This window comes from Campylobacter showae (assembly GCF_900699785.1).
GTDB classification, from domain to species: domain Bacteria; phylum Campylobacterota; class Campylobacteria; order Campylobacterales; family Campylobacteraceae; genus Campylobacter_A; species Campylobacter_A showae_D.
Genome location: NZ_LR535679.1, coordinates 632401 through 652260, shown reverse-complemented (window position 1 = coordinate 652260; position 19860 = coordinate 632401). Strand labels below are relative to the sequence as shown.

The window sequence follows — 19860 nt, the reverse complement described above, 5'->3', positions numbered from 1 at the left end:
AATTTAGCGCGCGGAGGGCTTTTGGGATGAAAAAGGCGCTTCTTTGCATCGGCAATCCCATGCGCGGCGACGACGACGTAGGCAACGAAACAGGGCGGATCGTCAAGGCAAATTTGAAAGATTGGCGGGTATTTTACGGACAGGACGTGCCTGAAAACGAGTTTGGCGCGCTTAGAGAATTTGCGCCTGACATCATCGTCGTGGTAGACGCGATGAGCGGGTTTAAAGACGGCGCGATCGAGTTTTTTGATCTAAGCAACGAGCGCGACTATATCTACTCGACGCACAACCTACCCACGCCCGTACTTTTAAGCTACCTGCGTAAAATTTGCCCCAAAACGCTGTTTTTGGGCATTAGCGTTTTGCTTGAAAACGTGCTTGATTTTAAAGAGGGCTTAAGCGAAAATGCGAAAAAAAGCGCGCAAAAAGCCTTTGAACGTATCTTGGAGATAGATAAAAATTTAAATTAGGAGGAGAAGATGTTAAATCCTGCAGAAACCGCGCAAGCGGTGTCAAATTCGATGGAGCACAAGGCGCATACTCCGTTAGTAAGCATTATTTTTCTAGCTATCATGGCGGGCGCGGCGATCGCGATGGGCGATATTTTTTGGGCGCACTCGACCGTGGGCATGGCTGAAAAGCAGTCTATAGGACTAGCAAATTTCATCGGCGGCATCACCTTTAGCTGCGGTCTCATGATGGTCGTTTTCTACGGCGGACATTTATTTACGAGCTCGGTTTTAAGCGGCGTTAGCGCGTATGAAGGCAAGCTAAATTTAGGCAAAACCATTAACTACTGGGCGATCGTTTGGGTTTTTAACTTCGTCGGCGGCGCGCTAATTGCTTATATGTATTATTACTCGGGCTTACCGCTAAAATACGACGGCTATATCTTGCAGCACTTCGTACCGGCCGGTATCGGCAAGATTACGGCGCCGTTTCACGAGCTGTTTATCCGCGGTATCTTTTGTAACGTGTTTGTCTGTATGTCTATTTGGACTGCGACCAGCGAGAGCAACCTTGCGGGTAAATTCTTTGCGATCATGTGGATGATCGGCGCGTTTGTCGCATGCTCTATGGAGCACTGCGTGGCAAATATGTTCATCATCACCGAAGCTATCATCTCTAAAGCTCACTATATAGCAGCAAGCGGCGGCGACGTCAATGCAGCAGCAGCGTTGCTCCACACTACGGCCGATAAGCTAGATGTGCTAAATTGGGGTAACTTCATAGGTAAAAACCTAGTTCCGGTTACGCTAGGCAATATCTGCGGCGGTCTTTTCTTTGTGGGACTGGTTGGATTTATGGCGAATAAATTCGACATGAAAAAGAAGTAATTCCCCATAAATGAACGGATTTTAAAAGTAGTTTTTGATTAAGGCGCTCGGTCACATACTACATGTATGCTCCCGTCACGCCTAATCAAAAACTATTTAAACTACGCCTATTCTGTCTTGAATATTTATTACATAGCTTACTAAATTTACAAATTTAACTACATTAAATTTAAAAACTCAAATTTAGCGTTTTTGCCGTGCGGTTTTTGGTATGTAAATTTAAATTTTAGTTCGTATAGCTTTGCAGCTTTTCATAATCCACTATCAAAAATTCATGCGGCGTTATGCGTCTGATGATGTCGTCTTTGATTAGTTCGTTAAAGGCCGTGCTTGCGCTTTGGCGTTTGAGTCCGACGAAGCTTGAGAGCACCTTTAGCGAAAAGGGTAAAAAGACGTAGTGGTAGCCGTTTTGCGTCAAATTTTGCTCGGCGGCGAGCTCGATGAGAAAGTTTGCTATGCGCCCCTTTGCGCTTTCAAAGAGTATCGATTTTATGATCTGGCGCTGCAGCAAGGAGATGTTTACGAGCGTATCGGCGTATGCTTTGGCAAATCTCTCGTTTTTTAGCAGCTCGCCCATATCGCTCGCGTCGATCGAGTAGATCTCGCTGTCCTCCAGGATCTCCAGCACGCACACGTCGTCCACGATCGAGATGTTGTCTTTTTGTAGATGATAGACGATAAACTCCTCGCCGTCCTCGAAAAACGAGAGCTTGCCCGAGCCGCTTTTAAGTATCACGACTTTGATGGATTCGGCGTAGATCGTAGCGCCTTTGGCCAGAAACTCGCGGTTAAATTTAGCAAGCTCGTTTTGATCCAAAACGTCTAAAATATCGGTCTCGAGTAGGCCTAGTCGTGATTTTTTCAAGTTTATCGTTTCTTATGATTATTATTTGGCGATTATTTTATCTTAAATATTTTTAAAGTGTATTAAATTTTGATCAAGCTTTGGGTGATTACTCTGCTGGTTTTGCATATTTGCGCCGCGGTAAAAAGCGAGCTGTAAAATTTGGGCGGCAAATTTAGCCCGTTCTGAGGCTAAATTTTATAAAATAGCTCAAAATTTAAGGACGAAAAATGTTTAACGGACTGATTAGGGAGATCGCGCAGGTTGCGAGCTATTCGCAAAATACTCTGCGACTAAAAGCCGCATACCGCCCAAATTTAGGCGATAGCGTCGCGGTAAACGGCGCTTGTCTTAGCGTGACGCAGCTGCACGCAGACGGCTTTAGCGTGGAGCTTAGCGCCGAGACTAGAGCGCACATCGCGACGGAAAATCTGCGCGGACGCGTGCATATTGAGCCAGCGATGCGGTTAGCTGACCGCGTGGACGGGCACCTACTACAAGGCCACGTAGACGCTATCGGCGAGGTCGCGCGTATCGAGCGGCGCGAAAACGGGGTCGATTTTTATATAAATTTGCCCTCTGGCGTCATGCCTTTGATGGCGAACAAAGGCAGCATCGCGGTCGAGGGCGTGAGCCTCACGATCAACGAAGTTTTGCCCGCAGGCGTGCGCCTCACGATCATCCCGATCACGTTTCGCGAGAGCTTGTTTGGTGAGTTTGAGCCGGGACGCCGCGTAAACGTGGAGAGCGACCTGCTCGCGCGCTACGTAGCTAGGCAGCTGGAGTTTGGCCGCGGTGCCAAAAATGACGGAAAAAGCGAGATCAGCTGGGACGAGTCGCAGCATATCGCGAGTCTTTATTAGGCCTGATGGGTTAAATTTAGCGAAAATGAAGCGGGAAATTTTAGACGTAGTTTTTGAAAGCGAGCGCTTGAAGCTTGGCTTTACGACGCGGTTTGGCGGCGTGAGCGAAGGCGCGTACGAGGGGCTAAATTTGGGTGATCACGTCGGCGACCTGCCCGCAAACGTAGCTAAAAATCGCGAAATTTTAGCCGCTGCGCTTGGTATTACGTCTCGCAATCTAAAATTTATGCGTCAAATTCACTCAAATCGCGTGGAAATTTTGCGAGATTTAGGGGATGAGCTGCCGTCTTGCGACGGCGTGATAACGGCGCTTAGAGGCGTTACGCTTTGCATTTTGGTCGCCGACTGTTCGCCCGTTTTGATCGCGGACGAGAGGCGGGGCGTGGTTGCCGTCGTGCATGCGGGCAGAGCGGGCGTAACGGGTAAAATTTGCACGAATGCACTCAGTCTGATGAAAAGCGAGTTTGGCTGCGAGGCGAGCGATCTGCGCGTATTCGTCGGCGCAAATATCAAGGCGCGAAACTACGAGGTGGGAGAGCTTGATCTTGGCGAGTTTAACCGCTATAAAAAAGATGGCAAATTTGACATGGAGACGGCCTTGCGGGACGAATTTGCCGCGCTTGGCGTAGGGCGAGCGGAGTTTGATCCGCGCTGTACGTTTGAAATGCAAGAGTTGTTTTCATATCGCAGAGATGGCGTCACGGGGCGATTTTGCGGTTTTGCGATGAATAAAATCTTGCCAAAATAGCCGTACGGGCTCTAAATTTGGGCGCCGACGAGAGTGAGGCTCGGCAAGTTTAGTTAAAATTTCATTTATGTTTATCAAAAAGGGCTAAAATTTAAACTGATACCTCATAAAAAGGAGCCCAAATGAGAAAAATTTTACTTTGTTTGATTGTTGCGGCGAGCATGCTTTTTGCGGCGCAAACAAGATCCTCAAACGAGATGACCGGTGCCCCTGCGAGCGCGCCTGCAAATTCGGTAAATAAGCAGTTTGAAGACGCGTTAGCGATGTACCGAGTCTCGGATTTTAGCGAGGCGGCGAGACTGTTTAATCTAGCGTGCGAGGGCGGACACGCGCGTGCCTGCTACGATATAGGCGCGATGATCGCTAGTGGCAAGGTCGCGGCGAAGCAGCCCGGGACGGCGGCTAGATTTTACGAGCGAGCGTGCAAAATGGGCGACAAGCTGGGCTGCTACGCGCTAGCGTACGCGTGCCAGACGGGTGCCGGCATAGCAAAAGATGAAGCTCGGGCGTACGAGCTCTATAAAAACACATGCGAGCTTGGGCTAGCTAAAGGCTGCAACGAGGCGGGCTTTATGAGCGAGCGCGGTATGGGCGTAAACGCGGACGTCAAAGCCGCGGTTAAATTTTACGAAAAAGCGTGCAAGATGGGGCTAGAGGTCGGCTGCGAAAACGCTAAAATCTTAAAGCGTTAAGCCGGGGGCTGGAGCCTTAAATTTAACTCGGTCGCGCGTTTTGCGCTTTGCAAGGTGCGCGCCGAGTTTAAATTTGAGCCAAAATTTCACTAAAAATCGAGAAAAATGCCATACGAAAATTTTAAATCAAAAAATCCTCTCGCGGCAAAAATCGCCGCAAATGCGAGAAAATTTGACGTCCAGACGCTACAAAACGAAGATCTTGTAAATTTGCTTTTAAACGAGAAAAAGATCGAAATCTCGGGCGAGCAAAAAGAGGCCGCCAGGCGCGTATTTACGGGGCTAATAAAGATAGAAGAGAGCGTGCAACTAAGCGGATAGTCGGCTAAATTTGACGCCCCGCTAAATCTACAAAAATAAAACCAAGCATCACTCAAACTACCGCTTCTCCAATAAAACCGAAATATCTAGTTTTTATCAAATTTGATGTAAAATGACGGCGTGACATCGCAATGAAAATAAGCCGAAAAACATAAATTTAAAATCAAAAATCCAAAGCAAAGGAGAAAATATGCTGTTACTTAAAAATGCCGATCTATACGCGCCAGAACACGTCGGCAAGAGCGACATTTTGCTCGGCGGAGGTAAAATTTTAGCCGTTTCCAAGAGGCTTGATTTTCGTATTGAGGGACTTGAGGTTTACGATCTAGAGGGTAAAATTTTAGCGCCTGGGCTCATCGATCAGCACGTGCACATCACGGGTGGCGGCGGCGAGGCGGGCTATCACTCTCGAACGCCCGAAATAACGCTATCTGGGATCATCCGCTACGGCACGACGACGGTCGTGGGGACGCTGGGTACGGATGGGTGCACGAGGAGCCTCGAAAATCTCTACTCAAAGGCCAAAGCGCTTGAATACGAGGGCATTTCGACCTTCATCCACACAGGCTCTTATGCGCTGCCTAGCGTCACATTTACTGGCTCCGTCACGCGCGATCTGGTGCTCATCGACAAGGTCATCGGCTGTAAGATCGCGATGAGCGACAACCGCGGCAGCTACCCGACCGCGCAGGAGCTAATTAGGACCCTGACGCAGATACGCATCGGCGGCATGATCTCGAAAAAAGGCGGCGTGCTGCATATGCACATGGGCGGGCTCGCGGATAAATTTGACCTGATTTTTGGCGTGATCAAGGACTATTCGTTCCCGGTTAATTACTTTTCGCCGACGCACTGCGCGCGGACAAAGGAGCTTTTTGACGAGGCGATCAAATTTCAAAAAATGGGCGGCTATATCGACATCACGAGCGGCGGAAGCCAGTTTATGCCGCTTCACGAAGCTATCGAGTACGGGCTAGCTAACGGGCTAAATTTAGAGCGCCTAACGATGAGCTCGGACGGCAACGGCAGCGTGCCTAGATTTGACGAGAACGGCGCGCTAGTGGGCTACGGCTGCGCTTCGTGCGAGACGAATTTAGAGGTCTTGCAAGCCTGCGTGAAAAATAAAATCCTAACCATCCCGCAAGCGCTAAGCATGATGGGTAAAAACGTCGCAAAATACCTAAATTTAAGCGGTAAAGGCGAGATAAAGGTAGGTTTTGACGCCGATTTTGCGGTATTTGACGAAGCACTAAACCTAGATAGCGTGATCGCGAAAGGGGAGTTTTGCGTGAAAGAGGGCAAGCTCGTGAAAAAGGGATTTTTTGAGTGAAATTTCGCCGCTTTATTAAATTTGGCGAGTTTAAATTTGACGTATGATCTTGCTCGCACCGCTTGCGAGCATCTCATCTTTGCAGCGCAAAATTTAACCGCGCCTAGGCTTGGATTATATTAAATTTAGCTTTAATTTAGCTATTTTTAAATATAATCCAAGCTTCAATTCACACACACCAGTCCTAAAATTTGGTTGCGTTTGTTAAAAGCAAATGTTAATGGGTGTGGAGGAGAAACCTAAATTTCGGGGAAACCCACAAGGAGAAAACTCATGGTAACAATGAGAGATTTACTGGAGTGCGGCGTTCATTTCGGACACCAAACACGCAGATGGAATCCGAAGATGAAAAAATTCATTTTCGGCGAGAGAAAAGGTATCTATATCATAGATCTACAAAAAACTATCCGCTACTTCCGCTACACTTATAACGTCGTTCGCGACGCAGCTGCAGAGGGTAAGACTATACTTTTCGTAGGTACTAAAAAGCAAGCCGGCGCAACCCTAAAAGAGTATGCCGAAAAATGCGGCATGCCGTACGTAAATCACCGCTGGCTAGGCGGCATGATGACGAACTTCGGCACTATCCGTCAATCTATCCGCAAGCTCGAAGTAATCGAGGCTATGGAAGAAGACGGCTCTATAAATTTATTAACTAAAAAAGAAGCTCTAATGCTTCGCCGCAAAAAAGAGAAGCTTCTAGCGTCTCTAGGCGGTATCAGAAACCTAAAAACCGTGCCTGATATGATTTTCGTCATCGACACCGTAAAAGAAAAAATCGCCGTACAAGAGGCTAACCGCCTAAAAATCCCTGTCGTAGCTCCGATCGACACAAACTGCGATCCTGACGTTATCGACTTCCCGATCCCTGGCAACGACGACGCGATCCGCTCGGTTCAGCTTTTCTGCCAAGAGATGGCTGAGGCTATCATCGAGGGACGCTCTCAGCTTGAAAAAGACGGCGGTGAGCTAGAAGAAGGCAAAGAGGCCGTAAGTCAAGCCGAAAAAGACGCAGTCGTAAACGAAGCTGTTAACGAAGACTTCTCAGAGGACTTCAGCGAGGACGAAGAGTAATGGAAATCAGCGCACAAATGGTAAAAGAGCTCCGCGAATCAACCGGAGCCGGAATGATGGACTGCAAAAAGGCGCTAGCCGAGGCTAACGGCGATATGGAAAAAGCCGTCGATATCCTGCGCGAAAAGGGTCTAGGTCAAGCTGCTAAAAAGGCTGACCGCCTAGCTAGCGAGGGTCTTGTGAGCGTTGTTGTTTGCGATCACTGCAAAACCGCAACCATCAGCGAGATAAACTCTGAGACCGACTTCGTCGCTAAAAACGCTCAGTTTCAAAATTTGACCAAAGACACTACGGTGCACATCCAAACAAATTTGATAAAAGACGTCGAGAGTCTAAACGCAAGCGTTATCAACGGCGTTAAATTTGAGGATTATTTCAAAAGCCAGATCGCTACTATCGGCGAAAATTTGGTCGTTCGCCGCTTTGAGACTATAAAAGCGGACGACAAAGGCGTAGTAAACGGCTACGTACACTCAAACGGCCGCGTAGGCGTACTAATCGGCCTAGCTTGCCAAAGCGCAGAAATCGCAAACAAAGCGGCTGAATTTGCAAGAAATTTGTGCATGCACGCAGCTGCTATGAAACCAAGCGTTATAAGCTATAAAGACCTTGACAAAGAGTTTGTCGAGAAGGAATTTATCGCGCTTCGCGCCGAACTTGAAAAAGATAATGAAGAGCTAAAACGCCTAGGTAAACCGCTTCATCACATACCTGAGTATGCTAGCCGCTGCCAGATAGGCGATGCAGAGCTTGCAAAAGCTACAAAAGCAATCGAAGAAGAGCTAAAAGCCGAGGGCAAACCTGAGAAAATTTGGGATAAGATCATCCCTGGCAAGATCGAGAGATTTTACGCGGACAACACCGTTTTAGATCAGCGCCTTACGCTACTTGGACAGTTTTACGTAATGGACGATAAAAAAACTATCGAGCAAGTCGTTGAAGAAAAAAGCAAAGAGCTAGGCGGCAAGATCGAAGTAGTAAAATACGTTCGCTTCGAGCTTGGCGAAGGCCTAGAGAAGAAAAACGAGGACTTTGCGGCCGAGGTTGCGGCGCAAATAGGCTAAAATTTAATGGAAATCTTAAAGGGCGTAAATCTAGGCTTTGCGTATGATTATACGCTCTTTGAGGATGTAAATTTAAGCGTAAATGCCGGCGGCAGCTGCGCCATAACGGGCGTCAGCGGCTGCGGCAAATCAACTATACTCCATATACTTTCCACTCTTTTGCGACCCAAAAACGGCGAAGTTATCTACGGCGGTAAGTCGCTTTACGATCTAACGGCAAATGAGCTTTTGCGTATCCGCAGATTTGATTTCGGTATCATTTTTCAGGCGCACTATCTTTTTAAAGGCTTTAGCGCGCACGAAAATATCGAGTTGGCCTCCGTTTTATCCGCGCAAAAAATCGACGATGAAATTTTGGCAAATTTAAAGATAGACGGCGTAATGAATCAAAAAGTAGGCGAGCTAAGCGGCGGGCAGCAGCAGCGCGTCTCTATCGCTAGAGTGCTTTGTAAAAAGCCGCGCGTGATATTTGCCGACGAGCCGACGGGAAATCTAGACAAGCAGACCGCAAACGAAGTGATGCAAACGCTATTTAACTATATCAAAGCAAATGATGCGGCGCTGGTTTTGGTCACTCACGACAACGAGCTTGCGCAAAGATGCGACGAGGTTTACCGCCTCGAAGACAAAAAATTCTCTTTAATTTCTCCTGAAGCTATTTAAATATTTTTATAGGCGGCGAGTTTTCAAATTTGCCATTTAAAATTTGTGCGCCAAATTTACGAGCTATTTTTTAAGTCAAATTTATCTTAAGACGCTTTGGATTCGCAAGGCGTAGCGACTTGTTAAATTTGCCGCGGCAGGCCTAGTTTTGACTTCGGTAGCCAACAAAAACGAACGGCTATATCTTATCGTCCCGCAAAACTAAAATTTAACCCAAAAACAAAAATTCAAGGCGGTCGATAAAATTAAACGGTCCGAATTGTAAATGGGTAACTGCGTGCACAAATTTAGCGCTCAAAGCAGCATTTACCGTGCTCGGCAGCGCCAAAATTTCGGCACGTTTTCATTCAGCTTTCAAATTTACCGAATTTTCAAGGATTTAACCCTAAAATAACGGCATTTAAATTTAAAACGAAAGAGTCAGGTGGAACTAGTCGAGTTTTTCGCGCCCGAGCGCGTCATCACCTTTATGCTACTGTTTGCGCGTATCGGCGGGCTGATGCTATTTTTCCCATTTTACGGACACGAGCAGATCCCTATGAGCGTCAAGACCGCGTTTTCGTTTTTACTCACGCTATTTTTGTTTCCGCTTGCTAGCATTAAAAACGGCGAAATTTACTATCTAGCCGTCGAGATCGTGAGCGAGGCGGCGCTGGGTGTTTGCGCAGGGCTGCTACTTCACATCGTTTTTGCTAGTTTGCAGTTAGCGGGCGAGCAGATATCGATGATCATGGGTTTTTCAATGGCTTCGGTGCTTGATCCGCAGACCGGCCTTAGCTCGCCCGTGATCTCAAATATCATAAATTTTCTCGCGCTCATGACCTTTTTGGCCTTCGACGGGCACCATTTGATCTTGCTTTTTATCTCAAATTCCCTCACGCACGTGCCGCTGGGCGGCTTTTATCCGAGTCCCGATATCGTGCAGTACGCCTCAAAGTCCATGATAAATTTGTTTACCTTCGGATTTATCATTTCATTCCCGATTTTGGCGCTTTCGCTGCTTTCTGATTTGATTTTTGGCATGCTGATGAAGACGATGCCGCAGTTTAACCTGCTAGTCGTGGGCTATCCGATCAAGATCACAATCGGCTTTGCTGTGCTGATTGCGATACTAGCGGGCATGATGGAGCTTTTTAGGCAGCTGGTGCTTCGCGTTATCAACGACCTTCCGTCGCTATTTTTCTAAAACTAAGCTTGAAGTAATGGAAAATGTTTTAAAATACGTTTTTTAGGTATAAAAAGGAGAATTCGTGAAAATCGTTCTTGTAAACGCCAATCCCGCGGTATCGCGCTTGGCGACGCTGGCTCTTAGCAAAATGGGTTACGAATACGTCGAGATCGGCGACGCTAGCGAGCTTAGCGGAGTTTTTGACGTGCTTATCATCGACAGCGATATCGACGCAAAAGAGATGAACCTAAAAGAATTCGCAAATAAAATTTTATACCTTTCCTCTAAAAATTCTCCGACCTTTGAAAATGCCGACAGGATACTGCCAAAGCCGTTTTTGCCGACGGAATTTATCACTATCGTGGAGGATCTGGCGAGTAAAACAAAGAGCGCCGAGCCTGCTGCGGCAAGAGACGAAACCGCCGAGGCCTTGGTCAAAGGGTTTGAGTTTATAGACGATCCGGCTGAAGACGTCTTTGAAGACGAGATCATGGAACTGGATCCGGGCGAGCTTAGGCTAGACGACGAGCTTGACGATATTTCGCAAGCGGCATCAGGCAAAGATAGCGCCTTTGACGAGCTAAACGAGATCGTAAAAGCTATCGACGATATGGACGAGCTAAGCGAAAAACTCGGAGACGAAGAGCTAGATTTGGACGGTGTGGACGATGAGGCTATGGAATTTGACGAGTTTGAAATAGCCGCAAAAGACGATAAATTTGACGATCTTTCTGCGGATTTGGATGCGCCGGATGAGCTTATGGATATAAAATTTGAGACGGCGGACGAACCTGAACTCGGCGCAACGGAGTTTGTCGCCGCGGACGGCGAAGAGGAGCTCGAAGAGGCTCAAGATAAATTTGAGCTTGACTTTGACGGCAGTATCGAGGATATCAAGCATCAAATCGATGAAATAGACAAGATGGACGAGCTATCTGAAAATTTGGATGCGAGCAACGAGCCTTTGGAGGCTAAATTTGAAACGGCGGACGAGCTTGATATAGCCGAGTTTTCCGATATGGATAGCGCGGACGAGCCTGAAGTTCCGCAAAGCCTTGAACAAAAGGAAAATGACGATAAGTTTACGATAGAAGAAGCCAAAGAGCAAGATGATATCTTTGCCGACGTAGATATGAAATTTGACGAGTCCGACGAGCAAATGGTACAGGTCAAAAATAGCGCCTTAGGCGATGAGTTTTTGCCGGGCGACACAGAAGCGGCCGGCGAGACGGAGCTGGCGGAGTTTGCGACTGAGGAAAATTTGGCGCAAGATGTTTTAGACGGCGAGCTTGCGGAGGATATTTTTGCTGCGGATGAGCAGCAAGACGAGGCGGAAGCGGGCTTGGAGCAAGACGTGCAAGAAATCATCGAATCTGACGACATACAAAACGAGCCTGAAATAGTGCAGGAACTCCATCCGAGCGAGTACGGCGATATCGAGCAAATCAGCGAAAAAGATATGGCCATGGCGCTTAACGAAAGCGGATTTGATGGCGGCGAAGCGGCAAATTTGAGCTCGCAAAAAGCTCAAACGACGTCAAAGATAAACGAGCTAAAGGCTCAAATTTCAGACGCCGTAGCTAAAAATCTAGAAAATTCGTTGCAAGACGGCGAACTGCGAGAGGCGCTAAAAAATCTCAACATAAAAATCAATATAAGCTTTGAGGAAAAATAGTTGAAAGGGCAAATTTTAATCGTCTCAGGCCCTAGCGGTAGCGGCAAAAGCACGCTTTTAAGCCGTCTTTTAAAAGAGGAAAACGATCTTTATTTTTCGATCTCAAGCACCACGAGAGCGCCGAGGCAGGGCGAGGTCGAGGGTGTGAATTATTATTTTATAGGCGAAGACGAGTTTAAAAAAGGTATAGACGCGGATGAGTTTTTGGAGTGGGCGTGCGTGCACGGCAACTACTACGGCACCTCGCTAAAGCCCGTTTTAAAGGCGCTTAAAGAGGGCAAAATAGCTATTTTTGATATCGACGTGCAAGGCTTTAACATCGCAAAATCAAAATTTGCCGAAAATATCACCTCCGTTTTTATCACGACTGCCAGCAAAAACGAGTTAAAATCAAGGCTGCAAAATCGCGGCACCGATAGCGCGGAAGCCATCGAAAAGCGCCTGATAAACGCGGTCGGCGAGATGGAGCATATCTTAGAGTACGATTATTTTTTGATAAACGACGACTTGCAAAACTGCTACGAAAATTTGCGCGGGATTTTGCGCTCGATGCGCCTAAAAACGTCAAATTTAGATGCAAAAGAGATTATTAACAAATGGAATAATTGATAAAATTATGCTAATATAACGAAAATCAAAAGGAGAAAAAATGGGTCCAAGCGTCCAACAATTGCTTATTATTTTACTTATCGTGGTCTTGCTTTTTGGAGCGAAAAAGATCCCCGAGCTCGCAAAAGGACTAGGTAAGGGAATAAAGAGCTTCAAATCGGAAATGGAAGACGATAAAAAAGCCGAGAACGTAGAAAAAGTAGAAGAGAAAAAAGAAGAAACCGCAACCGCCGCAAAGACTGAAGATACGGCCAAAAACGCGTAAGGAAAGGCGTTGAAAAAAAGCGTAATAAACGAGATAAAAGGCGCCGCAAGCTTTGACTTTGCGCTGGAAAAGCCAAAAGATAAGGGCTTGGCGCACTACGCGATGCCTACTTTTAGCCTAGCGAAACAGCTCAAAAAATCCCCCGTAGCCATCGCAGCCGAGCTAGTGTCTAAATTTGAAAATAGCGAAGTTTTTGAGGCTACGGCGCTAAACGGATATATAAATTTTAAACTAAAGCCCGCATTTTTGGATAAATTTGCTTCAGCTAGCCTCGCAAATCCGAGCGAGTTTGCAAAAGGCGGCGCAGCTAGCGGCGAGAAAATTTTGCTCGAGTACGTCAGCGCAAATCCGACCGGTCCGCTTCACATCGGGCACGTTAGGGGCGCGGTTTTCGGCGATACGTTAGCTCGCGTCGGGCTTCACATTGGCGAAAATATCGCGACTGAATACTACATCAACGACGCAGGTAATCAAATCGAGCTTCTAGGCACGTCCATTTCGCTTTGGGCGCGCGAAAATTTATTTGGCGAAAACGTGGCGTATCCGGAGAAATTTTACCGCGGCGACTACATCGAGCCTATCGCAAAAGAAGCGCTAGAGAAATTCGGCAAAGAGATATTTTACGACGAGAGTCGAAATCTCGAGCTGGCCGAATTCGGCAAGGATAGAGTGCTTGTTTTGATCAAGCAAAATTTAGCCGATGCGCAAATTTTCATCGAGAACTGGGCTAGCGAGAAGAGCTATTATGACAAGCTTCCGCTCACGCTAGAACGCTTAAAAAACGAGGGCGGCATCTATGAGAGCGAGGGTAAAATCTGGCTAAAATCAAGCGAAGTAGGCGACGAAAAAGACCGCGTCATCGTGCGCGAAGACGGCCGCGGCACGTATCTGGCCGGCGACGTGGTATATCACGACGATAAATTTAGGCGCGGATTTGATCGCTGCATCAACATCTGGGGCGCCGATCATCACGGCTATATCGCGCGCATGAAGGCCGCGCTGCATCTGCTTGGATACGACGAAAATCGCCTCGAGATTATACTTTCTCAGATGGTGAGCCTGCTAAAAGACGGCGAAGCCTACAAGATGAGCAAGCGCGCTGGCAACGTCGTGCTGATGGGCGACGTGGTCGAGGAGATCGGCTATGAGGCGCTTAGATTTATGTTTCTTAGCAAGCGCTGCGACACGCACCTGGAGTTTGACGTGGACGAGCTAAAGCGCGAGGATAGCTCAAACCCGGTATTTTACATCAACTACGCGCACGCAAGGATTAATCAAATTTTCGCAAAAGCTGGCAAGAATGTCGCCGATGTCGCTGGAGTGAAATTTGCAAATTTGAACGAAGACGGCAAAAATTTGTTATTTGAGGCGCTTGCGCTAAACGATGTTTTAGTCGATAGTTTTAACACGCGCGCGGTAAATAAAATTTGCGACTATCTAAAGAGCCTGGCTGCGAATTTTCATAAATTTTACAACGAAAATCGCGTCGTAGGCAGCGAAAACGAGGACGAGCTTTTAAAGCTTTTCGCCGTCGTCGCGCTCTCTATCAAAACGGCTCTAGGGCTAATGGGCATAGCCGCAAAAGACAAGATGTAGAGCCAAATTTGAGTAAATTTAGAAGCGCTAAGCGGCGCTTCTGGTTAAATGCAAACCATTAAAATCCATGAAACTTTCTAAAATTTCCGCTGCGTTTTTCTTTATATTTTTGATAGCCATAGAGTATCTCGCCCTCACGCCCGCGCAGATAAAACTCATCGAAAACAGCTGGGATAAAGCAAATCATTTCATTGCATTCGCCGCGCTTTACGTTACTTTGCATTTTGGCTTTTCTGGGTTAAATTTGGGCGCAAAGGTCGCTATTTTGCTAGCTTACGGTATCCAGATAGAAGTAGCGCAGTCGTTTGTGCCAAATCGCTATTTTAGCTTGCTCGACGTCGTCGCAGACGGTATCGGTATAGTTTTTGGTATCTTACTGGTGAAAATTTTGAACGGATTTAAGGCTAGATTTTAAATTTAATACTCCAAATTTGACTAGCGCTAGCTTCTTTTTGTATTACGCCGTTTTGTTTTATTTTAACTCAAATTTTATCGTCAAATTTAAACTAGTCGGCGGAGTAAAGCGATAAATTTATAAATAGTCGCTAAAATGCGCCGTAAAATTTAGCGGCAAGCGGCAAGAAACAGCGCAACTGCGGCTAAATTTAAACGCAAAATCCAAAATGAAAGAGTAAAAATGAAATGGCAAGACAGCAGACGAAGCGACAACGTCGAGGATAGGCGGCAAAACAGCGTAAACAGCATGGGCTCGCTGGGCGCGCTCATACCGATTATCAGATTTTTACTGGGCTCAAACATCGGCCGCGTGGTTTTGGTTATTGGCGCAGTGGCGTATTTTATGGGCTTTAATCCTCTCGCGCTGCTTGAGGGCGGCGGTACCGGCGGTCAAAGAGCGGCGCTAGATAGCCCGCAGGAGAAAGAAAAAGTCGCCTTCGTTTCAGCCGTGCTGGCGCAGACCGAGGACGTGTGGAGCAGGGTGTTTAAGGCGGGCGGCGCGCAGTACAAGGAGCCTAGTCTGGTGCTTTTTAGAGACGCAGTCTCTAGCGCGTGCGGCACGGCGAGCTCTCAGACGGGGCCTTTTTACTGCCCCGTGGACAAAAAAGTCTATCTCGATCTTAGCTTTTTTGACGAGCTAGAAGCCAAATACAAGGCTGCCGGCGACTTCGCGCAGGCCTACGTGATCGCCCACGAGGTCGGACATCACGTGCAAAATTTACTAGGCACGCTCGGTAAAATAAACGAGCTAAAATCGCGCACGAAAAGCCCGGTAGAGCAAAACGCGCTGCAAGTCAAGGTCGAGCTGCAGGCTGACTGCTATGCGGGCGTTTGGGCGCACTACATGGGGCGCTACAAGGTGCTAGAAGACGGCGACATCGAGGAGGCGCTGAACGCCGCGAGCGCGATAGGCGACGACGCGCTACAGAAAAAATACCAAGGTCGCGTGACGCCGGACTCGTTCACGCACGGCTCGTCAAAGCAGCGTATGACGTGGTTTAAAAAGGGTTTTGAAGGCGGACAGCCAAGCTCGTGCACGTTTGAGATCTAAATTTGACTTTTTAGCTCTTTGGCCGCGTTTGGCGAGCGCGAAATTTCTACTCGGCCGCATTTAGATAAATTTAAACGCGGCTTTTTGGGCGTCGTTTGGCGGAATAAAATTTAAATTTCTGTGATTTTAAATAAATTTGGGCGCGGCACGGTTTGCTCGGCGCGCGGCTTGTAAATTTGATGAGGCAAGCGATAAAATCGAAAAAACGGAGCGAAAATGAAAAGAAGAGAGTTCATAAAGGGCGCGGCGACTTGCGCGGTGGGGCTTGCTACGGGAGTAAATTTGTTTGCCGAGCGTACTATCGAGACTAGTGCGGCAAATTTGACGGACGGCGTAGATCTAAGCGGTGCAAAAAACCTCGGCGAGAAGCTTGCCGCCATGACGCCGTATCTCACGCTAAATAATAGAATTTTGATGCCGATCATCGGGCTTAGCGCAGATAAATTTGACGGCTCAAAGGATCAAAACGCGCTGGAGACGGCCCTCGGGCTAGGCTACCGCCTGATCGATACGGAGGGTGACAAGGAGGAGGTCGCGGCTACTGCATTTGCGGCTAGCGACTTAGAGCGCGGTCAGCTGTTTATCCAAAGCTCGGTGGGCGCTCAAAATGCGGACAAAAACGGCATGATAAAAAGCTTTGAACGTTCGCTAAAAAAATTAAATACCGACTACGTCGATCTACTTTTGCTGCGCGTGGGGGCGAGCGATGCTAGCTCTGCGTGGCGCGTTTTGCAGAGGCTTTACCGCGAGGGACTTGCGGCTGCGATCGGCATCTGCGACCGTCTCGGAGAATTCGGGATCGAAAATTTAGCCAAAATCGCGCAAGGTAGCGAGGTTAAGCCCGCTGTTTATCAGACGCCTGCGCGCTCCTATCTGCGGCATTTTGTTACGCGAGGCAAGCTTACCGACCATGGCGTGCAGGTGCAGCTACGATATGAGCCTGGCGAGGAGCTAAAAGAGGCTGCGATTGCGCAAATTGGCGAAAAATACAGCAAAACGAGGACGCAAATTATCTTGCGCTGGCTCGTGCAGCACGGTGTCTGCGTTATAGTAAACGCCGGCAGCAAAGAGCGTTTGCTTGAAAATATAGATATTTTCGGCTTTGAGCTAGCGGACGAGGACGCCGCGCAGATAGCAAAACTCTGGCGGAGTTAGCAGGCGAGGCGGATCGCCGCGCTATAAATTTGCTAGTTTGAGAGACGTTAAATTTAGCTACAAAACCTCGCAAATCGCACCCAAAAAGCGAGATAACGCACCTAAGGAAAATCAATGAAAAACTTGGACTACGAGATGCTTAAGGCGGAGTGGCAGAAAGAGTGAAATGAAAAGGGCGAGAAATACGCCAAGGCCGTAAACGATATGGTGGCGTTTGCGGAGGTTCACGGCTGGGATGCCTACAAGGGCGAAGATCCGATTGATGAGCGCGAGGGTATGACGCAGCTTTGCGAGGCGGTTTTTGAGCTGCTAAAGGAGGCTAACGAGCGCGGCGAAACGGCGAAGTTTAGAGCCGATTTTCCGCCCTCAAACGTCATCTTTGAGGGGTGCGAGGATGAAACCGGCAATGCCGGCAAAAAGGATAAAATAGGAGACAAGCTGGGGGATATTGATCAAATTTGTTCTTTGCTAGGCGAGAACATCCTTTTTATCACCTCAAACGACGACGGCAAAACGCTGTATCTGCTAGAAGGCAAGTGCGTGAGCGAGGTGACAAAGGGCGTCATCGCCGTGGGCAAGTCTAAGCGAAACGAAATTTACGCCCTGCTTAGGAGGGGTGAGATCGAGCTTATAAAAGGCTACGACGGCAGGGGCGGCGGCGAGCCTATCGCAAAATTTAGCCACGACGTGGAGCTGACATACGACGAAGCTGAAATTTTACCATTTAACGACGGTAGCAAGGTGCTTTTGAGTTGCCACGACGGAATTTTTTTGATCTCGCAAAGCGGCGCGAAGCTCATCCATCCGATCTACGAGGACGGGCAGCTTTGCAAGGACGATGAGGGCAATGCCCGCACTCTACATCGATATGGCCAATGCGACCCTCTCAAACGACAACGAGCTCATCGTTGCTGGCGAGCAGTGCGACGACCACATCCTGATGGATAGCGAGGGCGAGCGGCTGGGCGGCATCGGCGCGCAGAGCTCGTATCCGCACTTTTGTCTCTTTAGCGCGGACGATACGCAGCTCATCACGAACTCCTGCCACTTTTACAACGGCGTTACGATCGGCGTGGATAGGGCGCTGCTAAAGCGCGGGCTGGAGGTCGGCTTTTACGATCCAGACAGCGGCGACGAGCAAAATTTCACGTTGATCGACGATGCGATGAGGGTTTACGCGGGCGTGGCGACGCGGGACTTTTACATCCTCGGCGACGCATACGGCTACATCAAAGCAGTCGGCAAGGACGGGCGTAAAATTTGGCGCCACTATCTGGGCGGCACGATAAAGTCTATGGCGCTAAGCGAGGACGGGGGCGTGCTGTTTGTGGGTACATACGGCGGCAGGCTGCATAAACTACGCCTCGGCGCGGGCCAAGACAGCCATACGATCGGCAACGGCAACCACAAAGAGGAATTTAGGCTGATCGCTTACGAGGATAAAATTTATCGGTGGTAGCCGCGGCGCATTGTTTTAGCGATGCTTTGCCTTGTGGGCTCTTGCGAGTTTGACGTGCGACATTTGTTTGTTTTTGCATTTTTTTTGATTAGCTAGCGTTTTAGCATGCCGAAAAATCGCTTGGCTTTTGCGTATCGAAAGAAAAAACTCCAAATTTTGCCCATTTTTGGCGTAAATTTGCCGCTCGTTAAAAGCTTGCTGAAGGTTAAATTCTGTACAAAAATAGTTGCTAAAACTGGTCAAATTTAAATAAGTGTAAAAGCCTGCGCGTCGGATTTTGGCTCAAATAATCAAGCGCGCAGCCTTTGCGAGATCAAGCAAAATTTATCGTTTATGGCAGAGGCGGCTTTAGTCAAATTTGGCCGTCCGCTTTGCGCTTTAGGTAAATTTGACGCTATCCGTGCGGCAAGCTAAATTTGACTTATGCTTTTGCCTCTTTTAGCTTGCTTAAAAACTCTTCGATGTTGTATTTGGTGCGGTACTGCGCGCTCATGAGGTGGATGAGTATGTCGCCAAGATCGATTACGACCCAGTCGCCGGAGCTTTCGATGCCTAAAAACTGCTCGCCTTCGTCCTTTAGTCCCTCTTTTAGGTCGTCGGTTAGCGAGTAGGCGTGGCGCTCGCCCATCGTGGTGGCGATGATGACGCATTTTGCGATGTATTCGCGCCCGCTCATGTCAATAGCTTCGATGGCTTCGGCCTTTTTGGCGTCTAGGATTTTGATGATTCGTTCGATTCTTTCTTGCATGTTTTTCCTTGGTAAAATTTCGCCGCCTCGTCCGCTATGCACGGTATCATCAGGCTTTTGTCTAAATTTTGCCTGATTTGCGAGGACGAAACGGGCTCGTTTATGTTTAAAATTTTAAAATTTTCAGGCACGGCTACGTCGCTGCGGCTGGCTACGACGAAGGTCGCGAGCTTAAAGAGCTCGTCTATCTCGTGCCATTTATCCAGGCTTGCTAGATGATCGGCGCCGATGATGAGGTAAAGCTCGCTCACGGCGTAAATTTGCCGTATATGCCGCACGCTTTCTATCGTCGGTACGGGGCGATTTTGCGCGATCTCGTAGTCGCTCACGCAGACTTTAGCTAGCGCGCCCCAAGCCTCGTTCGCCCATCTTAGCCGAAGCAGCGGCGGAGCGGAAAACTCGCTCTTAAACGGGCTGATAAAGGTCGGCATGATGATGAGCTTATCCGCGTCTAGCCGCTCTAGCGCAGCCTTAACGACGGCGTCGTGCCCGAGATGAGGCGGGTCGAAACTGCCGCCGAAAAGCGCGATTTTCATAAATTTGCCTTTAAAATTTCGGTGCAGTTTATCGAATTTGAAGTGAATTTCGGTTGAAAATCAAAAAATTCGCCGATAAAGCGCAAATTAAATGGAGATTTTGTAAAATTTGGGGATTTTTGGGCTTTGACGGGCTTGCTTTTGGCATCCGTGCAGGGCTAAATTTGCAAAAGGCGGGCTTTGGGGCGGCTTAAATTTACGCGCCT

Annotated in this window: 24 protein-coding genes; 21 read left to right on the top strand and 3 right to left on the bottom strand. The window is 48.1% G+C overall.

The window, feature by feature from the left end; genetic code table 11:
• The first annotated feature begins 26 nt into the window (after positions 1 to 26).
• Both E4V70_RS03270 and E4V70_RS03265 read left to right on the top strand, forming a co-directional pair.
• Positions 27 to 470, top strand: coding sequence for a hydrogenase 3 maturation endopeptidase HyCI (locus E4V70_RS03270; RefSeq protein WP_122861886.1), 444 nt, complete (start codon positions 27 to 29; stop codon positions 468 to 470).
• A 9-nt stretch (positions 471 to 479) separates the two neighbouring features.
• Positions 480 to 1337: a formate/nitrite transporter family protein gene (locus tag E4V70_RS03265; RefSeq protein ID WP_122861887.1), complete on the top strand. Its 858-nt coding sequence runs from the start codon at positions 480 to 482 to the stop codon at positions 1335 to 1337.
• 226 nt (positions 1338 to 1563) lie between these two features.
• Here the strand turns inward: E4V70_RS03265 and E4V70_RS03260 are convergent, their stop codons facing one another.
• Entirely contained in the window at positions 1564 to 2202 is a 639-nt protein-coding gene (locus tag E4V70_RS03260) for a Crp/Fnr family transcriptional regulator (protein WP_122861888.1), read from the bottom strand.
• A gap of 209 nt (positions 2203 to 2411) precedes the next feature.
• Between E4V70_RS03260 and E4V70_RS03255 the strand changes: the two genes are divergently transcribed.
• The 18 genes from E4V70_RS03255 to E4V70_RS10895 all read left to right on the top strand — a co-directional run bounded on the left by E4V70_RS03255 (position 2412) and on the right by E4V70_RS10895 (position 18370).
• Positions 2412 to 3044: a riboflavin synthase gene (locus tag E4V70_RS03255; RefSeq protein ID WP_122861889.1), complete on the top strand. Its 633-nt coding sequence runs from the start codon at positions 2412 to 2414 to the stop codon at positions 3042 to 3044.
• Between the two features lie 25 nt (positions 3045 to 3069).
• A complete protein-coding gene (locus tag E4V70_RS03250; RefSeq protein WP_122861890.1) occupies positions 3070 to 3792 on the top strand; it encodes a purine nucleoside phosphorylase YfiH/LACC1 family protein in 723 nt (240 codons plus the stop codon).
• 122 nt (positions 3793 to 3914) lie between these two features.
• Positions 3915 to 4484, top strand: a complete 570-nt coding sequence (locus E4V70_RS03245; protein WP_122861891.1) for a tetratricopeptide repeat protein — start codon at positions 3915 to 3917, stop codon at positions 4482 to 4484.
• Between the two features lie 105 nt (positions 4485 to 4589).
• The gene (locus E4V70_RS03240; RefSeq protein WP_122861892.1) at positions 4590 to 4805 is read left to right on the top strand and encodes an acetyltransferase; all 216 of its coding nucleotides are present in this window, start codon (positions 4590 to 4592) and stop codon (positions 4803 to 4805) included.
• A 190-nt stretch (positions 4806 to 4995) separates the two neighbouring features.
• Positions 4996 to 6135, top strand: a complete 1140-nt coding sequence (iadA, locus tag E4V70_RS03235) for a beta-aspartyl-peptidase (protein ID WP_122861893.1) — start codon at positions 4996 to 4998, stop codon at positions 6133 to 6135.
• Positions 6136 to 6408: 273 nt separating this feature from the next.
• Positions 6409 to 7209, top strand: coding sequence for a 30S ribosomal protein S2 (gene rpsB / locus E4V70_RS03230; protein ID WP_122861894.1), 801 nt, complete (start codon positions 6409 to 6411; stop codon positions 7207 to 7209).
• Complete coding sequence (gene tsf / locus E4V70_RS03225; protein WP_122861895.1) at positions 7209 to 8273, top strand: translation elongation factor Ts; 1065 nt, start codon at positions 7209 to 7211, stop codon at positions 8271 to 8273. The genes rpsB and tsf overlap by 1 nt, the downstream gene beginning before the upstream one ends.
• A gap of 6 nt (positions 8274 to 8279) precedes the next feature.
• Positions 8280 to 8936 (top strand): ABC transporter ATP-binding protein, encoded by a 657-nt coding sequence (locus E4V70_RS03220; RefSeq protein ID WP_122861896.1) that lies wholly within the window; start codon positions 8280 to 8282, stop codon positions 8934 to 8936.
• 424 nt (positions 8937 to 9360) lie between these two features.
• On the top strand, positions 9361 to 10122 hold the full coding sequence (gene fliR, locus E4V70_RS03215) for a flagellar biosynthetic protein FliR (protein WP_002950075.1): 762 nt from the start codon (positions 9361 to 9363) through the stop codon (positions 10120 to 10122).
• Positions 10123 to 10186: 64 nt separating this feature from the next.
• Entirely contained in the window at positions 10187 to 11779 is a 1593-nt protein-coding gene (locus E4V70_RS03210; protein ID WP_122861897.1) for a saccharopine dehydrogenase, read from the top strand.
• Complete coding sequence (gene gmk, locus E4V70_RS03205) at positions 11780 to 12388, top strand: guanylate kinase (protein WP_122861898.1); 609 nt, start codon at positions 11780 to 11782, stop codon at positions 12386 to 12388.
• 40 nt (positions 12389 to 12428) lie between these two features.
• Complete coding sequence (locus E4V70_RS03200) at positions 12429 to 12653, top strand: twin-arginine translocase TatA/TatE family subunit (RefSeq protein ID WP_002952710.1); 225 nt, start codon at positions 12429 to 12431, stop codon at positions 12651 to 12653.
• A gap of 9 nt (positions 12654 to 12662) precedes the next feature.
• Positions 12663 to 14249 carry an arginine--tRNA ligase gene (gene argS, locus E4V70_RS03195; RefSeq protein ID WP_122861899.1) on the top strand — a complete coding sequence of 529 codons (1587 nt, stop codon included), beginning with the start codon at positions 12663 to 12665 and terminating at the stop codon, positions 14247 to 14249.
• Between the two features lie 67 nt (positions 14250 to 14316).
• Entirely contained in the window at positions 14317 to 14664 is a 348-nt protein-coding gene (locus E4V70_RS03190; RefSeq protein ID WP_122861900.1) for a VanZ family protein, read from the top strand.
• A 222-nt stretch (positions 14665 to 14886) separates the two neighbouring features.
• Positions 14887 to 15756 (top strand): KPN_02809 family neutral zinc metallopeptidase, encoded by an 870-nt coding sequence (gene ypfJ / locus E4V70_RS03185; RefSeq protein WP_122861901.1) that lies wholly within the window; start codon positions 14887 to 14889, stop codon positions 15754 to 15756.
• 216 nt (positions 15757 to 15972) lie between these two features.
• Positions 15973 to 16911, top strand: coding sequence for an aldo/keto reductase (locus E4V70_RS03180; protein ID WP_122861902.1), 939 nt, complete (start codon positions 15973 to 15975; stop codon positions 16909 to 16911).
• A gap of 204 nt (positions 16912 to 17115) precedes the next feature.
• Positions 17116 to 17859 (top strand): hypothetical protein, encoded by a 744-nt coding sequence (locus tag E4V70_RS10900; RefSeq protein WP_232037807.1) that lies wholly within the window; start codon positions 17116 to 17118, stop codon positions 17857 to 17859.
• Positions 17759 to 18370 (top strand): PQQ-binding-like beta-propeller repeat protein, encoded by a 612-nt coding sequence (locus tag E4V70_RS10895; RefSeq protein ID WP_232037806.1) that lies wholly within the window; start codon positions 17759 to 17761, stop codon positions 18368 to 18370. The genes E4V70_RS10900 and E4V70_RS10895 overlap by 101 nt, the downstream gene beginning before the upstream one ends.
• Positions 18371 to 18791: 421 nt before the next feature.
• On the opposite strand, the gene rsfS is transcribed toward E4V70_RS10895, so the two are convergent.
• Together rsfS and nadD are read right to left on the bottom strand one after the other, a co-directional pair.
• Positions 18792 to 19118, bottom strand: a complete 327-nt coding sequence (gene rsfS, locus E4V70_RS03170) for a ribosome silencing factor (RefSeq protein ID WP_122861904.1) — start codon at positions 19116 to 19118, stop codon at positions 18792 to 18794.
• Positions 19082 to 19654, bottom strand: coding sequence for a nicotinate (nicotinamide) nucleotide adenylyltransferase (gene nadD, locus E4V70_RS03165; protein ID WP_122861905.1), 573 nt, complete (start codon positions 19652 to 19654; stop codon positions 19082 to 19084). The genes rsfS and nadD overlap by 37 nt, the downstream gene beginning before the upstream one ends.
• Positions 19655 to 19707: 53 nt before the next feature.
• Here nadD and E4V70_RS10680 point away from each other — a divergent pair, with 53 nt between their 5' ends.
• Positions 19708 to 19848 (top strand): hypothetical protein, encoded by a 141-nt coding sequence (locus tag E4V70_RS10680; protein ID WP_163026435.1) that lies wholly within the window; start codon positions 19708 to 19710, stop codon positions 19846 to 19848.
• The last annotated feature ends 12 nt before the right edge of the window (positions 19849 to 19860 follow it).

Coding starts and splice junctions, on each gene's coding strand:
- E4V70_RS03270 (WP_122861886.1), top strand. CDS start 27: ATGAAAAAGGCGCTTCTTTGCATCGGCAATCCCATGCGCGGCGACGAC.
- E4V70_RS03265 (WP_122861887.1), top strand. CDS start 480: ATGTTAAATCCTGCAGAAACCGCGCAAGCGGTGTCAAATTCGATGGAG.
- E4V70_RS03255 (WP_122861889.1), top strand. CDS start 2,412: ATGTTTAACGGACTGATTAGGGAGATCGCGCAGGTTGCGAGCTATTCG.
- E4V70_RS03250 (WP_122861890.1), top strand. CDS start 3,070: ATGAAGCGGGAAATTTTAGACGTAGTTTTTGAAAGCGAGCGCTTGAAG.
- E4V70_RS03245 (WP_122861891.1), top strand. CDS start 3,915: ATGAGAAAAATTTTACTTTGTTTGATTGTTGCGGCGAGCATGCTTTTT.
- E4V70_RS03240 (WP_122861892.1), top strand. CDS start 4,590: ATGCCATACGAAAATTTTAAATCAAAAAATCCTCTCGCGGCAAAAATC.
- iadA (WP_122861893.1), top strand. CDS start 4,996: ATGCTGTTACTTAAAAATGCCGATCTATACGCGCCAGAACACGTCGGC.
- rpsB (WP_122861894.1), top strand. CDS start 6,409: ATGGTAACAATGAGAGATTTACTGGAGTGCGGCGTTCATTTCGGACAC.
- tsf (WP_122861895.1), top strand. CDS start 7,209: ATGGAAATCAGCGCACAAATGGTAAAAGAGCTCCGCGAATCAACCGGA.
- E4V70_RS03220 (WP_122861896.1), top strand. CDS start 8,280: ATGGAAATCTTAAAGGGCGTAAATCTAGGCTTTGCGTATGATTATACG.
- E4V70_RS03200 (WP_002952710.1), top strand. CDS start 12,429: ATGGGTCCAAGCGTCCAACAATTGCTTATTATTTTACTTATCGTGGTC.
- E4V70_RS03190 (WP_122861900.1), top strand. CDS start 14,317: ATGAAACTTTCTAAAATTTCCGCTGCGTTTTTCTTTATATTTTTGATA.
- ypfJ (WP_122861901.1), top strand. CDS start 14,887: ATGAAATGGCAAGACAGCAGACGAAGCGACAACGTCGAGGATAGGCGG.
- E4V70_RS03180 (WP_122861902.1), top strand. CDS start 15,973: ATGAAAAGAAGAGAGTTCATAAAGGGCGCGGCGACTTGCGCGGTGGGG.
- E4V70_RS10900 (WP_232037807.1), top strand. CDS start 17,116: ATGGTGGCGTTTGCGGAGGTTCACGGCTGGGATGCCTACAAGGGCGAA.
- E4V70_RS10895 (WP_232037806.1), top strand. CDS start 17,759: ATGCCCGCACTCTACATCGATATGGCCAATGCGACCCTCTCAAACGAC.
- rsfS (WP_122861904.1), bottom strand. CDS start 19,118: ATGCAAGAAAGAATCGAACGAATCATCAAAATCCTAGACGCCAAAAAG.
- nadD (WP_122861905.1), bottom strand. CDS start 19,654: ATGAAAATCGCGCTTTTCGGCGGCAGTTTCGACCCGCCTCATCTCGGG.